This window comes from Cupriavidus mimosae (assembly GCF_023952485.1).
In the GTDB taxonomy this organism is placed as follows: Bacteria; Pseudomonadota; Gammaproteobacteria; order Burkholderiales; family Burkholderiaceae; genus Cupriavidus; species Cupriavidus taiwanensis_C.
The window spans coordinates 125,702-140,138 of record NZ_JALHRY010000014.1; the positions used below are offsets into that span (position 1 = coordinate 125,702).

Consider the following 14,437-nt stretch of genomic DNA (forward strand, 5'->3'; position numbering starts at 1 on the left):
GCACCAACGGTTGTCCTTGACACCCGTTTTTTTGCGGCTTGAATGAAAACGTTTTCATTTTTTTCTGCACCGACTCCTGCACAACTCCTGCACTGATTCCGATTCCTGCCCAATGCGCCGCAATGCCACCGCCCTCGCCGCTCCGCCCGCGCCATCCAATGGCGCGACCCTGGTGAATGTCGCCAAGGCCGCGAGCGTGTCGCTGGCGACTGCCTCGCGCGTGTTCAGCAATCCGGAGCTGGTCCGCCACGACACCGCCGAGCGCGTATTGCAGGCGGCGGGTGAGCTTGGCTTTCGCCCCAACCTGCTGGGTGCCAAGCTGCGGGCCCAGCGCTCGCGCATCGTGGGGGTCATGCTGCCGACGCTCGAGAATGCAGTGTTTGCCGAATGCTGGCGCGGCATCGAGGAGGCCGCGCTGGCGCAAGGCTATTCGCTGATGCTCGTGACCAGCCGCTACGACCCGGCCCGCGAACGCGAGCGGATCGAATACCTGCTGCGTCACCGCGTCGACGGCATGGTGCTGACGGTGGCCGATGCCGCCCGCAGCGCAGTGCTGGACCAGCTGGATGACGAAGGCGTGCCTTATGTCCTTGCGTACAACCAGGGAGCGCGCCGGGGCAAACGCTATTCGGTATCGGTGGACAATCGCGTCAGCGCGCGCGCCGGCGTCGAGACGCTGATCGCTGCCGGGCATCGGCGCATCTCGGTGGTATCGGGCGCCTTCGTCGCGTCGGACCGCGCCAGGCAGCGCCACATGGGTTACCAGGACGCGATGCGCGCGCATGGCCTGCCACCGTTGCCGCCGCTGTCCCTGCCCGCCCATACGCCCACGCACACGCCGGCGGAGGTCGAGCGCATCCGGCGCTTCGTCACAGCGCCATCCGCGCCCACCGCGCTGTTTTGTACCAACGACATGCTGGCGATCGGCGTGATTTCCATCCTGAAGCGCCTGGGACTGTCCGTGCCCGGCGATGTATCCGTGCTCGGCTACGACGGCATCGAACTCGGCCAGTTGCTGGAGCCGCCGCTGTCCACTGTGGCGCAGCCCAACAACGAGATCGGTGCCCGCGCGCTGGGCTGCCTGCTGGCGCGGCTGGAGCCTGCCAGCGCCGGGGCCGCGCCTGAGCCCCGCTGGCCGCGCGCGACGCTGCTGCCGCACGCGCTGCGCGAAGGCGCTACCGTCGGGCCACCGGCTTAGCGGCACGGCAACCGAAGCAGCACCGACATTGGCCTCGTCCCACGCCGTTTTCCACCACCGTCGTATCTAGAAAAGGAGTGCATCATGCAATCGACTTCGTCCTGGCTGCGCCGCTTGCGCTGGCTGCTGCCGACGGTTGGCGCGGTCGTATTCAGCCACGCCGCGGCCGCGCAAACGGCAATCTGCTACAACTGCCCGCCGGAATGGGCGGACTGGGCGGCGCAGATCCGCGCGATCAAGGAAAAAACCGGCGTCACGGTGCCGCACGACAACAAGAACTCGGGCCAGTCGCTGGCCCAGATCGTCGCGGAAAGGGCCAATCCGGTGGCCGACGTGGTGTATTACGGCGTGACCTTCGGCATCCAGGCCCAGAAGGAAGGCGTGACGGCTCCCTACAAGCCTGCCAACTGGAATGACATCCCCGACGGCCTGAAGGACCCGCAGGGCCACTGGTTTGCCATCCATTCGGGCACGCTGGGCCTGATGGTCAATGTCGACGCGTTGCGCGGCAAACCGGTGCCGCAGTCATGGGCCGACCTGCAGAAGCCCGAGTACAAGGGCATGGTTGGCTATCTCGACCCGGCCAGCGCCTTTGTCGGCTATGTGGGCGCGGTGGCGATCAACCAGGCGCTGGGCGGCTCGCTGGACAACTTCGGCCCGGCCCTCAAGTTCTTCAAGGACCTGCAGAAGAACCAGCCCATCGTGCCGAAGCAGACCGCGTACGCGCGCGTGCTGTCCGGCGAAATCCCGATCCTGCTGGACTACGACTTCAACGCCTATCGCGCGCGCTACAAGGATCGCGCCAACGTCGCCTTCGTGATTCCCAGGGAGGGCTCGCTGGTGGTGCCCTACGTCATGAGCATGGTCAACAAGGCACCGCACCCTGCGGAAGCCCGCAAGGTGCTGGACTTCGTGCTGTCCGACGCCGGCCAGTCGCTGTGGGCCAATGCCTATCTGCGCCCGGTACGGACCAAGGCCGTATCCAGGGAAGTGGAATCCCGCTTCCTGCCGGCCTCGGACTATGCGCGTGCGAAGACCATCGACTACGGCAAGATGGCCGAAGTGCAAAAGGCCTTCAGCGACCAGTACCTGAAGGAAGTGCGCTGACGTCGCGCCGGGGCGCGCGTCGGCCCCGGCCAGTCGCCTCAAGATGGAGAAACCCATGCGCCGTCGCACCACTGCGCCAACCGCCCGCACGCTGATCGTCTTCGCGCTGCCGGCGCTGATCGTGTTCCTGGCATTCTTCTGCCTGCCGATGGCCAAACTGCTGGCGGTCAGCGTGGCGGGGGAAAACGGCGCGGGAGTCTACTGGACCGTGCTGTCCAGCCCGCGCTATCTGCACAGCCTGCTGTCCACGGTGCTGTTGTCGGCCTCGGTGACGCTGGCCACGCTGGCAATCGCGGGCGTGGCGGGGACCTTCCTGCAGCGGCATCCGGTGCCGGGCAAGCCGGTGCTGGTCGCCATGCTGACCTTTCCGCTGGCCTTTCCCGGCGTGGTGATCGGGTTCATGGTCATCATGCTGGGCGGCCGCAACGGCCTGCTCGCATCGGTGGGCGACCTGCTCGCCGGCGAGCGCTGGACCTTTGCTTATGGCATGGCCGGGTTGTTTGTCGGCTACCTGTATTTCTCCATTCCACGCGTGATCCTGACCGTGATGGCGGCGGTCGAAAAACTCGACGCCTCGCTGGAGGAAGCGGCCCGCTCACTGGGCGCCGGCCGGTGGCGCGTGGTGCGCGACGTGATGCTGCCGGCGCTGATGCCTGCGCTGATCTCCAGCGGAGCGATCTGCTTCGCCACCAGCATGGGCGCGTTCGGCACCGCCTTCACCCTTGCTACGCAACTCGATGTGTTGCCGCTCACCATCTACAACGAGTTCACCAACTACGCCAACTTCGGCATGGCCGCCGCACTATCCATCCTGCTTGGGGTCGTGACCTGGGCGCTGCTGGCAGTGGCGCGTCATCTTTCCGGCAACGCGGTTGCCGCCACCGCGTAGGAGCAAGCATGAAGACCAACCGTCGCGGCTCCGCCTATTGGGCGCAACTCGCCCTGACGCTCGCCGTTTGCGCGTTCATGACCGTCCCCGTGGCGCTGTCGGTGCTGGCCGGCCTCACCAGCAATATCTTCGTCGGGCTGCAGAGCGGCCTGACCACGCGCTGGGTCGAGGAAGTGTGGGCGCTGTACCGCAACACCATCTTCCTGTCGCTATGGATCGCGCTGGCGTGCCTGGCCTGCACGCTGGTGCTTGGCGTTCCGGCCGCCTATTACATGGCGCTGCGCCGTAGCCGCGTGACCCGGCTGATCGAAGAATTGCTGATGTTGCCGGTGGCGATTCCCGGACTTGCGACGGCACTCGGCCTGATCCTGCTGTATGGAGGCCTGCCCTGGCTGCGCACCAGTTGGGTCTTCATCCTGATCGGGCATGTGCTGTTCACCCTGCCCTTCATGGTGCGCTCGGTGCTGGCCATCATGTCCGCCATCGACATCCGCACGCTCGAGGACGCCGCCGCCAGCCTCGGCGCGACACGCCTGCAGCGTTTTTTCACCGTGGTGCTGCCCAATTGCCGGCAAGGGATTCTCGCCGGCGCGCTGATGGTCGTGACGCTTTCGGTCGGCGAATTCAATCTGACATGGATGCTCCATACGCCCACCACGCAGACGCTTCCGGTCGGACTCGCCGACAGTTATGCCTCGATGCGCCTGGAGATCGGCTCTGCCTACACCATCGTGTTTTTCCTGATGATCATTCCGCTGCTGGTGATCATGCAAATCGTGTCCGCGCTGGGTGCGCGGGCCCAACGACATCCGGTACAGGACACGCCCATGCCGTTCGCCGGCACGGTCACCACTTCGCTGAACTCGCCAGCCGCATCGGACAGCACGCCGCAGTCCCAGCCACAGACGGAGGCCCCCCGCCATGCATGAGCCCACCACCATCGCCCTGCGTCAATGCGGCAAGACGTTCGCCGACGGCACGCGCGCGCTCGAGCCGCTGGATCTGGACATCGGTGCCGGCGAGACTGTCGTGCTGCTCGGTCCGTCCGGCTGCGGCAAGACCACCACGCTGCGGATGATCGCGGGGCTGGAATTTCCCGATACGGGCGGCGAGGTCCTGTTCGGCGGCGCGGCGGTCACGCATCTGCCGATCGAGCAGCGCGGCGTCGGCATGGTGTTCCAGAACTATGCCCTGTTCCCCAATATGACCGTGGCCGAGAATATCGGCTATGGCCTGCGCGTGCGCAAGGTCGACGCCCAGACCCGCCGGCGTCGGGTCGACGACATGCTCGCCATGATGCAGCTGGGCGCCTTCGCCAACCGGCGCGTCGACCAGCTGTCCGGGGGCCAGCGCCAGCGCGTGGCGCTGGCGCGCGCCATCGCCGTGCAGCCGCGTGTGCTGCTGCTGGACGAACCGCTGACGGCGCTCGATGCCAAGCTGCGTGATGCGCTGCGCGCCGACATCAACCAGCTGCTGCGCAGCCTGCGCATCACCACCGTGTATGTCACGCACGACCAGGCCGAGGCAATGGCGCTTGGCGACCGGATCATCGTGATGGACAAGGGGCACATCGCGCAAAGCGGCACGCCGCAGGACATCTACCGGCATCCGGCCAATGCCTTCGTCGCGGACTTCATCGGCACGATGAATCGCTTGCCGGCGGCTGCGGATCACCAGGTATGGCGCGTGCCTGGTGGCGCATTGCCGCGCGAGCCGCGGCACCTCGAGATGGCGCAGGTGGAGCTGATGTTCCGGCCCGAGGACGTAGCGCTGGCCGACGCACCCAATGCACCCGACGTCCATGTGGCCGGCAGTGTCATCACGGCCCTGTTCCTCGGCCATGCGACCCGGCTGCTGGTCGATGTCGGCGCACCTGCCCCGATCGTGCTCGATACCGCGCGACGCGACCGCTGGGTAGCCGGCGACCGCGTTGGCCTGCGCATCGATACCGGCCATCTGTTGACGGTGCCTGCTGCGCCCTCCGTGTCAGTAGGGAGCGCGGCATGATGCAGAGCGCCCCCCAGGCCACTCCCTACCTCGTCGCCCACATCACGGACCTGCATATCAAGGCGGGCGGCAGGCTCTCCTACCGGCGCGTGGATACCGCAGGCGCCCTGCGCCAGTGCATCGACACGCTGCTGGCGTTGCCTCAGCGCCCCGACGTTGCGGTGGTGACCGGCGACCTGGTCGACTTCGGCAGCGAGGATGAATATCGCTTTCTGCGAGGGATCCTGGAATCCTTGCCGATGCCGGTGCGGCTGATGCCGGGCAATCACGACAGCCGCGGCGCACTGCGCCGCGTCTTCGCAGACCACCCCGGTCACGCCTATCTGTTCGCCGCGGGCGATGCCGACGCCCCGGTCCATTACCGCATCGACGGTGGGCCCTTGACGCTGATCGCCTTCGACTGCACCGTCCCCGGCCATAGCGGCGGGCGCGTGGACCCGGATGCGCTGCCATGGCTGGAAGCCGCGCTGGCCGCCGCCCCGCAGCGCCCCACCCTGCTGATGCTGCATCACCCGCCTTTCCACACCGGCATCGGCCATATGGACCGGCAGGGCCTGGAAAACGCCGCGCTGCTCGAAGCCGTGGTGCGGCGCCATCCACAGGTGGAGCGAGTGCTGTGCGGCCATCTGCATCGGCATATCACCCGGCGCTTCGGCGGCACCATCGCCATGACCGCGCCCGGCCCGGCGCACCAGGTCGCGCTGGACCTCGACCCGCAGGCGGCTTCGCGCTTCCGCATGGAGCCGCCGGGCCTGCTGCTGCACTGGTGGCATCCCGTGCACGGACTGGTAACCCATGCCGTCGCAATCGGGGACCACGGACCTGCGTATCCGTTCTTCGATGCACAGGGGAAGCTGATCGACTGAGGCACCGCCCGGCAGCCGGCGCCATTGCCGGATTCACCCTCCATTTCCGACCCAGTGATTGCCGGGCCTTACTCCAGCCTGATCCACGTAGTCTTCAGATCGCTGTATTTGTCCAGCGCATGCAACGACTTGTCGCGCCCGGAACCCGATTGCTTGACTCCGCCAAACGGCACCGTGATATCGCCGTCCATATAGCAGTTGACCCACACCAGCCCGGCCCGCAGCCGACGCGAGACACGGTGTGCGCGTGACAGGTTGGCGGTCCACAACCCTGAGCCGAGCCCATAAGGCGAGTCGTTGGCCATGCGCACCACTTCCTCCTCGGTATCAAACATCGTCACGGCCAGCACCGGTCCAAAGATCTCCTCGCGCACGATGCTGAGCGACTGGCTCGGGCACTCGAAGATGGTCGGCTGCAGGAAATAGCCCCCGGTGTCCGTGCGGACGCGTTCGCCGCCCAGACGCAAGCTCGCCCCTTCGCGCTGCCCGCCGTCCACATAGGACATCACGCGGTCGAGCTGGCGCGCGTCGACGATAGCGCCCATGGCAGAGGCCGGGTCGAGCGGGTCGCCGGGCTGCATTTCCCGGGCATACGCCTCCAGCTTCTCCATGAACGGCTCATAGATAGCGCGCTGGACATAAAGACGCGAGCCGGCGATGCAGATCTCGCCCTGGTTGTTGAAGATGCCGATGGCAGCGGCCTGCGCGGCGCGCTCGAGGTCGGGGCAGTCGTCGAACACAATGTGCGGCGACTTGCCGCCGCATTCGAGACAGACACGCTTCAGGTTGGACTGGCCGGAATACTCCATGAAGCGCTTGCCGGTGGCCGTGGAGCCCGTGAAGGCGATGCAATCCACGTCGGGGTGCAGGCCAAGCGCCTGCCCGGCTTGTGGGCCCAGTCCGGGCACGACGCTGAACACGCCGGGGGGAATCCCGGCCTCCGCCGCCAGCTCGGCGAGCCGCAGCGCCGTCAGCGGCGACTGCTCGGCCGGCTTGAGGATGACGCTGTTGCCGGCAGCCAGCGCGGGCGCGACCTTCCAGCTGCCCATCAACAGCGGATAGTTCCATGGCACTACAGCCGCCACCACGCCAAGCGGCTCGCGCGTGATGGTGGCGAGCACGTTGCCGCCGGTGGGGGCGATTTCGTCGTAGATCTTGTCGATGGCTTCGGCGTACCACGCGAACGTGCGCGCCGCTTCCGGAATGTCGTAGGCCAGCGTGTCGCCGATGGGCTTGCCCATGTCCAGCGTTTCCAGCAGGGCCAGTTCCTCTCGGTGCGTTTCGATCAGCGCGGCCAGTCGCAGCAGCACGGCCTTGCGCTCGCGCGGCGGCAGTCCGGACCAGACGCCTTGTTCGAAGGCCTGGCGCGCCGCCGCGACGGCACGGTCGACGTCCGCCGCGCCGCATGCCGCCACCTTGGCCAGCACCGCGCCGGTGGCGGGGTTGATGGTGTCGAAGGTGGCGCCGTCGGCGGCGTCGGTCCATGCGCCGCCGATGCAGGCGCGACTTTGCGGGCGCAGCGCGGCTGCCCGGGCCTGCCAGTAAGACAGGTCGCGTGTTTCGCTCATGGGGTTCCTCGTTTGGTTGACAGGGCCGCGGGCGACGGCAGCGTCTGCGTCAGGCCCGCGACTACGATCAGGGCGATGCCGGCCAGCGCCAGCGCGTCGGGCCAGCGGCCGAACCACAGCGCGCTGTAGACCAGTGCCAGCAGCAGGTGGAAATAGTTCAGCGGTGCCAGCCGCGATGCCGGGGCGCGCTGCAGCGCCAGGATCAGCAGCACCTGCGCCGCCGCGCTCATCAGGCCCATGGCCAGGATCGCCAGCCAGTCGGCCAGGTCGGGCCAGACCGGCGGCGGGAAGAACGGCGCCGGCACGCCGGTGGCGACCATGCAGATCAGCGCGGCAAAACCGTACTGCACGCGCGCATCGACCTGCCTCGCCATGCGCCGCGTCAGCAGTTGCAGCATGGCGTAGGCCAGCGTGGCGGCCAGCATCAGCACGGTGCCAAGCCACGACACCGCGCCACCGGGGCGTACGATCAGCAGCATGCCGCAGAAGCCCGCGCCTACCGCCAGCCACTGGCGCGGGCCGACCTTCTCGCGCAGCATCCACGGAGACAGGCCCACCACCATCAGCGGCGCCATGAAATAGATGGCCGTGGCCTCGGCCAGCGGCATCCACAGCAGCGCGGTCATGAAGCAGGTGCCGACCACAGCGAGCATCAGACCTCGCAGCATCAGCAGGCCGCGGTGCGGGGTGTTCCAGAAGCGCAACTGGCCGGAGCTGGCTAGCATAGCCACCGCTACCGCAAGCGTGGCGCCGTAGCGCACAGCATTGAGAAACGGCGCGGGATATCGGCCGACCAGGTGCTTGGCGGTGGCGTCCACGGTAGCGAACAGCGTCACCACGCACAGGAACAGCAGCCCGCCACGCCACCAGTCCGACCCACCCCGCGCCGCGGCGGTCATGCGCCAGCCTGCGCGACCATTGCACCGAGCAGCACGTTGGCGCCGGCTTCCAGGTGCTCGGGGCTGGCATCTTCCACTTCGTTGTGGCTGATGCCGTCCTTGCAGGGCACGAAGATCATCGCGGTCGGGGTCACGCTCGCCATGTAGACGGCATCATGGCCAGCGCCAGTGACGATATTCTGCTGGCTGTAGCCGCGCGCGATGGCCTCGCGGCGCACGTGGTCGACCAGTTCCGGCGCGAACGGGGTTGGCGGGAAATACTGCACATCGTCAACCTTCACGTCGAAGGTGGCACCGGTGGTCTTGCCCTGTGCCAGCGCCTCGCACGCGGCGCGGAAGCGGGCATCCATCTCGGCCAGCTTGCCGGCGTCTTCATGGCGCAGGTCGACCGTGAACTTCACCGCCCCGGGGATCACGTTGCGCGAGCCGGGGTGGAGATTGACCACGCCCACCGTACCGCGGCCGTGCGGCGCGAAGTCGTGGGCGATGCGCACCACTTCCTGCATCACGTGGGTGGCGCCATAGAGCGCGTCACGGCGCAGCGGCATCGGCGTGGGGCCGGCGTGCGCTTCCATGCCGGTCACGGTCACGTCGTACCACCGCAGCCCGAGCGAACCGGTGACCACGCCGATCACGTTGTCCGCCGCTTCCAGCACCGGGCCCTGTTCGATATGCGCCTCGAAGTACGCTCCCACCGGGCGCCCGCCCACTTTGTCGGTGCCGGCATAGCCGATGGCCCGCAGTTCGTCCGCCACGCGCTTGCCTTCGGTATCGGTGGCGTCCAGCGCGGTCTGCAGCGGGAAGATGCCCGCGAACACGCCGGAACCCATCATCACCGGCACGAAGCGGGTGCCTTCCTCGTTGGTCCAGATGGCCAGTTCGAGCGGCGCTTCAGTGGTCACGCCATGGTCGTTGAGCGTGCGCATGACTTCCAGCCCGGCCAGCACGCCGAAGCAGCCGTCGAACTTGCCGCCGGTCGGCTGCGTATCGATATGGCTGCCGGTCATCACCGGCGGCAGCGCATGGTTGCGCCCGGCGCGGCGCCCGAAGATATTGCCGACGCGGTCCACCGTCACGGTCAGGCCCGCGTCGCGCATCCAGCCGCATACCAGGTCGCGGCCCTGGCCGTCGAGCGCGGTCAGCGCCAGTCGCGCATTGCCGCCCTTCGGCGTAGCGCCGATCCGCGCCAGGTCCATCAGCGATTGCCACAGGCGCTGGCCGTTGATGGCGATCTTGCTAGTCATTGCAGTTCTCCCAGTATTGGTGGTTGCGCTCTCATGCGGTCGCAGGCGCGAAACCTGCCAGGAATGCATCCAGCCCGCGCCCGATGGCCTCGACCTCGTAGCCGCCCTCCTGCACCACTACCGTCGGCAGGCCCAGCGCATGGATGCGTTCGCCGATGCCGCGGTAGCCATCCATGCTGACCTTCAGCACGCTGATGGGATCGTTCTCGTAGGTATCGAAGCCCAGTGCCAGCACCACCGCCTGCGGACGATAGTCGCGCAGCGCGTCCAGCGCGCCGTCCAGCGCCGACAGGAACTCGGCGTCGCCGCTGCCGTGCGGCAGCGGGAAGTTGAGGTTGTAGCCATAGCCCGCGCCATAGCCGCGCTCGTTCGCATAGCCGGTGTAGAACGGGTAGTAATCCGCAGGATCGGCATGCAGCGAAATCGTCATCACATCGGAGCGGTGATAGAAAATTTGCTGTGTGCCGTCCCCGTGATGCGCATCGACGTCGAGCACCGCCACCTTGCCGAAGCGGGCCAGCAGCGTCTGTGCCGCGATGGCCGAGTTGTTGACATAGCAGAAGCCTGCCGCGCGGTCGCTGTGGGCGTGGTGGCCGGAGGGGCGGCACAGCGCGTAGGCCATGCCGGCGCCGTCCTGCCGCTCGCACACATGGCGCGCCGCCGCCACCGCGCTGTGCGCGCCGCGCAGGATCGCGCGCCAGCTGTCCGGGCCGAGCGGGCAGCTGAGGTCGCCCAGGTAGTAGCCCGCCTGCGCGATCACCGAATCGGTCGGGCACTCAGGTCGGCGCGGCTCGCCGAGCTTGCCGTTGTGATACGGCGACAGGTTGGGCAGGACCTCGATGCCCGGCTCGAAGCCGGGGCGCGCCAGTTCCTGCCAGCGCGCGTGGGCGCTCGCGAGGAAGTCGAGATAGGCCGGACTGTGCACCGCCTCCAGCGGCGCGCGCCCGCAATCGGGCGGCGCCGCCAGTTCGATGCCGCGCGCGGCCAGCGCGCGCTGCAGTGCCGCCGCGCGGGCCGGCACGTCGGTCGGCGCGCACAGCCGGCCCGCGCGCATGAACTGGCGGGGCTCGTGCAGCAACTGATCATCCGAGAAGAAGGCACGCATGGTTTAGATCTTGTTATGAAGGGAATCCCCGGTTCAGCCAGCCGCCTGGCGCGCCAGTGCCGCCGCGCGGATACCGGACAGGGTCATGCCGGGCGCGATGCCGTCGGGGTCGTAACGCAGCTCCAGCAGCGCCGGCATGCTGTGCGTGCTGGCAAAGTCGAGCGCGCGGTCCAGCGCGGGGCCAAATTCGGCGTCGCTGGCCACCACTTCGCCGTAGCCGCGGTAGGCGCGCGCAAGCTCTGCGAACTCCGGGTTCTCAAAGCCCAGCGCGATGGTCCGGCCGGGGAACTCGCGTTCCTGGTGGGCGCGGATCGTGCCCCAGATGCCGTTGTTGAACACCAGCACCACGATGCCAAGGCGGTACTGCATGGCCACGCCCAGCTCCTGCAGGTTCATCTGGAAGCAGCCGTCGCCCGCATAGCAGACCACGGTGCGTTCCGGATGCTCCAGCTTGGCCGAGATGGCCGCCGGCAGGCCGTAGCCCATCGAACCCACGGTGGGCGCAAGGCTGGTGCCAACGCCCTTGTAGCGGTAATAGGTATGCGGAAAGACCGCGTAGTTGCCGGCGCCGACAGTGATGCAGGCGTCCTCGGGCAGGCGCTCGCGCACAAGGCAGGCGGCCTGGTTCAGGTTCAGCGGGCCTGGGGCGGGCAGCGCATTCTGGCTGTCGAGGTAATCGTGCCGTGCGCGCTCCACCAACGCCGCGCGGTTGTGTTCGCGCGACGGGCGCAGGCCATCCACCGCGGCCGCGAACGAGACGACGTCAGCGACGATGGGCACCTCCGCGCGGAACACGCGGCCCAGTTCCTCCGGATCGGGATACACATGCACCAGCCGCTGGCGCGGCAGCGGGCTTTCCACCACGGTATAGCCCTCGGTGGTGGCCTCGCCCATGCGGGTGCCGACGGCGATCAACAGGTCCGACTCGCGGATGCGGGTACGTAACGCCTCGCCCATGCCCCAGCCAACGTGGCCGGCGTAGTTGGGATGGTGGTTGTCGAAACACTCCAGCCTGCGCCACGCCAGCCCTACCGGCAAGCCGAAGCGTTCGGCGAAGCCTTCCATCTGCCGCATGGCCTCGGGGGTCCAGCCGGACCCACCAATCATCAGGAAGGGGCGCTCGGCCTGTTCCAGCATCGCGGCCAGCGACGCCAGCGCGTGCGGCGCCGGGGCCGAGTGGCTGCGCACGTAGCGCGGCATGTCGGCCACGGTGGCCTTGCCCCACAGCGTGTCCTCCGGCAGCGCCAGCACCACCGGGCCGGGCCGGCCGCTGGTCGCTACCGCGAAGGCACGTGCGATGAACTCGGGAATGCGGTCGGTGCGGTCGATCTGCGCGACCCACTTGGCCATCTGGCCGAACATGCGGCGGTAGTCGATTTCCTGGAAGGCTTCGCGCTCGTAGAAATCGTTGCCCACCTGCCCCACGAACAGGATCATCGGCGTGGAGTCCTGGAACGCGGTGTGCACGGCGATGCTGGCATTGGTGGCACCGGGGCCGCGCGTGACGAAGCAAACGCCGGGCTCGCCGGTCAGCTTGCCGTGGGCCTCGGCCATGTAGCCGGCGCCGCTTTCCTGCCGGCAGACGATCGGCGTGATCGCGTCCTGGTGGTCGTACAGCGCATCGATGCAAGGCAGGTAGCTCTCGCCGGGAACCAAGAATACGCGCCGCACGCCCTGGATGCGCAGCTGCTCGACAAGGATCTGCCCGCCATTGCGCTCGCGCAGCTTGGGGTTGGCTTGGCTCATTGGCAACTTCCTCCGCCGGCGGCACCGGCCGCCGGCTTGATCTCGATTTCCACGAACACGCATTCGCCTTCGTGGGCATTGATGACGTTGTGCTCGACGCCCGCAGGACGGTAGTAAGCCTGGCCGGCGACCAGCTGGCTGGTGACCTCGCCGGCCGGCGTCTGCAGTCGCAGCGCGCCAGTGGTCATCGGCACTACCACGTAGTCGTAGCCATGGCGATGCTGCCCGGTCTCGGCGCCGGGCGCGAAACGCCACTCGGTCACGACCACGCGCTCGTTGTCGACCTGCACCGTGCCGACGGCCTTGGGCCGGTCTTGCGGGGCGCTCATTGGCCCACCCCGCGGTCGACCCCGCCCATGCACAGGTATTTGATTTCCAGGTATTCGTCGAGGCCGTACTTCGAGCCCTCGCGGCCCAAGCCCGACTGCTTGACGCCGCCGAACGGCGCCACTTCGTTGGAGATCAGCCCGGTATTGATGCCGACCATGCCGTATTCCAGCGCCTCGGCCACGCGCCAGACCCGGCCGATATCGCGGCTGAAGAAGTAGGAGGCCAGGCCGAATTCGGTATCGTTGGCCATCGCGATCGCTTCCTCGTCGGTGGAAAAGCGGAACAGCGGCGCCAGCGGGCCGAAGGTTTCTTCCCGGGCCACGCGCATGGCGGGAGTCACGTCGGCCAGCACGGTTGGTTCGAAGAAGGTGCCGCCCAGCGCATGGCGCTTGCCGCCGGTGAGCAGGCGCGCGCCCTTGCCAAGCGCGTCGGCGATATGCGACTCGACCTTGGCCACTGCGTCCTCGTTGATCAGCGGTCCTTGCAGCACCCCGGGCTCGACGCCATAGCCGACCTTCAGCTGTGCCACCGCGGCCACCAGCTTTTCGGCAAAGGCGTCATAGACCTTGTCGTGGACATAGAGCCGGTTGGCGCAGACGCAGGTCTGGCCGGCGTTGCGGTACTTGGAGGCGATGGCCCCCTCCACCGCCGCGTCGAGGTCGGCATCATCGAACACGATGAACGGTGCGTTGCCGCCGAGTTCCAGCGAGAGCTTCTTGATGGTGTCGGCGGACTGCCGCATCAGGATGCGGCCCACCTCGGTCGAGCCGGTAAAGCTGAGCTTGCGTACCACGGGGTTAGCCGTGAGCTCGCCGCCGATGGCAATGGCGTCGCCGGTGATCACGCTGAACAGGCCCGCCGGCACTCCGGCACGCTCGGCCAGCACGGCCAGTGCCAGCGCCGACAGCGGCGTGTCTTCGGCCGGCTTGAGCACCATGGCGCAGCCCGCCGCCAGCGCCGGGCCGGCCTTGCGGGTGATCATGGCAAGCGGGAAGTTCCACGGCGTGATCGCCGCGCACACGCCCACCGGCTCCTTGACCACCACCAGGCGCTTGTCGTTGGCGGGCGTGGCCAGCACGTCGCCGCTGACGCGCTTGGCTTCCTCGGCGAACCATTCGAGGAACGAAGCCGCATAGACGACTTCGCCCTTCGCTTCCGCCAGCGGCTTGCCTTGCTCGGTGGTCATCAGCAGCGCAAGGTCGTCGGCATTGGCCAGCATCAGTTCGTACCAGGCGCGCAGCACCGCAGCACGCTCGCGCGCGGTCTTGCGGCGCCAGCCTGCCTGTGCCGCCTGCGCGGCGTCGATGGCGCGGCGCGTTTCGGCCGCGCCCATGCCGGGCACGGTGCCGATCAGGGCGCCGCTGGCGGGATTGGTGACGGTGAAGGTGGCGCCGCTGTCGGCGTCCTGCCAGTTGCCGGCGATATAGGCCTGCGCGCGCAGCAGGCCGGTGTCCTTGAGTTGCATGGGTAGTCTTTTC

General features: G+C 67.8%; 13 protein-coding genes. 6 read left to right on the forward strand and 7 right to left on the reverse strand.

The genetic code is table 11. The features are described 5' to 3' along the window. Positions 1 to 112 precede the first annotated feature (112 nt). The 6 genes from MKD50_RS23685 (at position 113) to MKD50_RS23710 (ending at position 6,067) form a co-directional block, all read left to right on the forward strand. The gene (locus MKD50_RS23685) at positions 113 to 1,198 is read left to right on the forward strand and encodes a LacI family DNA-binding transcriptional regulator (RefSeq protein ID WP_252668912.1); all 1,086 of its coding nucleotides are present in this window, start codon (positions 113 to 115) and stop codon (positions 1,196 to 1,198) included. A gap of 84 nt (positions 1,199 to 1,282) precedes the next feature. Continuing rightward, positions 1,283 to 2,305 (forward strand): ABC transporter substrate-binding protein, encoded by a 1,023-nt coding sequence (locus MKD50_RS23690; protein ID WP_240074445.1) that lies wholly within the window; start codon positions 1,283 to 1,285, stop codon positions 2,303 to 2,305. A 55-nt stretch (positions 2,306 to 2,360) separates the two neighbouring features. Continuing rightward, positions 2,361 to 3,194, forward strand: coding sequence for an ABC transporter permease (locus MKD50_RS23695; RefSeq protein WP_062799089.1), 834 nt, complete (start codon positions 2,361 to 2,363; stop codon positions 3,192 to 3,194). 8 nt (positions 3,195 to 3,202) lie between these two features. After that, positions 3,203 to 4,123: an ABC transporter permease gene (locus tag MKD50_RS23700; protein ID WP_115706810.1), complete on the forward strand. Its 921-nt coding sequence runs from the start codon at positions 3,203 to 3,205 to the stop codon at positions 4,121 to 4,123. After that, complete coding sequence (locus MKD50_RS23705) at positions 4,116 to 5,201, forward strand: ABC transporter ATP-binding protein (RefSeq protein WP_115706809.1); 1,086 nt, start codon at positions 4,116 to 4,118, stop codon at positions 5,199 to 5,201. Before MKD50_RS23700 ends, MKD50_RS23705 begins: the two co-directional genes overlap by 8 nt. Beyond that, positions 5,198 to 6,067, forward strand: coding sequence for a phosphodiesterase (locus MKD50_RS23710; RefSeq protein ID WP_252668914.1), 870 nt, complete (start codon positions 5,198 to 5,200; stop codon positions 6,065 to 6,067). Before MKD50_RS23705 ends, MKD50_RS23710 begins: the two co-directional genes overlap by 4 nt. 68 nt (positions 6,068 to 6,135) lie before the next feature. Here MKD50_RS23710 and MKD50_RS23715 read toward each other — a convergent pair whose 3' ends face one another. Genes MKD50_RS23715 through gabD form a run of 7 tightly spaced genes read right to left on the reverse strand, consistent with a single transcriptional unit; the run spans position 6,136 to position 14,424 of the window. Further along, on the reverse strand, positions 6,136 to 7,635 hold the full coding sequence (locus tag MKD50_RS23715; protein WP_252668916.1) for an aldehyde dehydrogenase: 1,500 nt from the start codon (positions 7,633 to 7,635) through the stop codon (positions 6,136 to 6,138). Then, positions 7,632 to 8,534, reverse strand: a complete 903-nt coding sequence (locus tag MKD50_RS23720; RefSeq protein WP_252668918.1) for a DMT family transporter — start codon at positions 8,532 to 8,534, stop codon at positions 7,632 to 7,634. The genes MKD50_RS23715 and MKD50_RS23720 overlap by 4 nt, the downstream gene beginning before the upstream one ends. Beyond that, entirely contained in the window at positions 8,531 to 9,778 is a 1,248-nt protein-coding gene (locus MKD50_RS23725) for a Zn-dependent hydrolase (protein ID WP_252668920.1), read from the reverse strand. Before MKD50_RS23725 ends, MKD50_RS23720 begins: the two co-directional genes overlap by 4 nt. Positions 9,779 to 9,809: 31 nt before the next feature. Continuing rightward, a complete protein-coding gene (locus MKD50_RS23730; protein WP_252668922.1) occupies positions 9,810 to 10,883 on the reverse strand; it encodes a histone deacetylase family protein in 1,074 nt (357 codons plus the stop codon). 33 nt (positions 10,884 to 10,916) lie between these two features. Beyond that, a complete protein-coding gene (locus MKD50_RS23735; protein WP_115706803.1) occupies positions 10,917 to 12,629 on the reverse strand; it encodes a thiamine pyrophosphate-binding protein in 1,713 nt (570 codons plus the stop codon). Beyond that, positions 12,626 to 12,958: a cupin domain-containing protein gene (locus tag MKD50_RS23740; RefSeq protein ID WP_252668924.1), complete on the reverse strand. Its 333-nt coding sequence runs from the start codon at positions 12,956 to 12,958 to the stop codon at positions 12,626 to 12,628. Before MKD50_RS23740 ends, MKD50_RS23735 begins: the two co-directional genes overlap by 4 nt. Continuing rightward, a complete protein-coding gene (gene gabD, locus MKD50_RS23745) occupies positions 12,955 to 14,424 on the reverse strand; it encodes an NADP-dependent succinate-semialdehyde dehydrogenase (RefSeq protein ID WP_252668926.1) in 1,470 nt (489 codons plus the stop codon). Before gabD ends, MKD50_RS23740 begins: the two co-directional genes overlap by 4 nt. Between the last annotated feature and the right edge of the window lie 13 nt (positions 14,425 to 14,437).

Coding starts and splice junctions, on each gene's coding strand:
- MKD50_RS23700 (WP_115706810.1), top strand. CDS start 3,203: ATGAAGACCAACCGTCGCGGCTCCGCCTATTGGGCGCAACTCGCCCTG.
- MKD50_RS23690 (WP_240074445.1), top strand. CDS start 1,283: ATGCAATCGACTTCGTCCTGGCTGCGCCGCTTGCGCTGGCTGCTGCCG.
- MKD50_RS23695 (WP_062799089.1), top strand. CDS start 2,361: ATGCGCCGTCGCACCACTGCGCCAACCGCCCGCACGCTGATCGTCTTC.
- MKD50_RS23710 (WP_252668914.1), top strand. CDS start 5,198: ATGATGCAGAGCGCCCCCCAGGCCACTCCCTACCTCGTCGCCCACATC.
- MKD50_RS23715 (WP_252668916.1), bottom strand. CDS start 7,635: ATGAGCGAAACACGCGACCTGTCTTACTGGCAGGCCCGGGCAGCCGCG.
- MKD50_RS23685 (WP_252668912.1), top strand. CDS start 113: ATGCGCCGCAATGCCACCGCCCTCGCCGCTCCGCCCGCGCCATCCAAT.
- MKD50_RS23740 (WP_252668924.1), bottom strand. CDS start 12,958: ATGAGCGCCCCGCAAGACCGGCCCAAGGCCGTCGGCACGGTGCAGGTC.
- gabD (WP_252668926.1), bottom strand. CDS start 14,424: ATGCAACTCAAGGACACCGGCCTGCTGCGCGCGCAGGCCTATATCGCC.
- MKD50_RS23725 (WP_252668920.1), bottom strand. CDS start 9,778: ATGACTAGCAAGATCGCCATCAACGGCCAGCGCCTGTGGCAATCGCTG.
- MKD50_RS23730 (WP_252668922.1), bottom strand. CDS start 10,883: ATGCGTGCCTTCTTCTCGGATGATCAGTTGCTGCACGAGCCCCGCCAG.
- MKD50_RS23735 (WP_115706803.1), bottom strand. CDS start 12,629: ATGAGCCAAGCCAACCCCAAGCTGCGCGAGCGCAATGGCGGGCAGATC.
- MKD50_RS23705 (WP_115706809.1), top strand. CDS start 4,116: ATGCATGAGCCCACCACCATCGCCCTGCGTCAATGCGGCAAGACGTTC.
- MKD50_RS23720 (WP_252668918.1), bottom strand. CDS start 8,534: ATGACCGCCGCGGCGCGGGGTGGGTCGGACTGGTGGCGTGGCGGGCTG.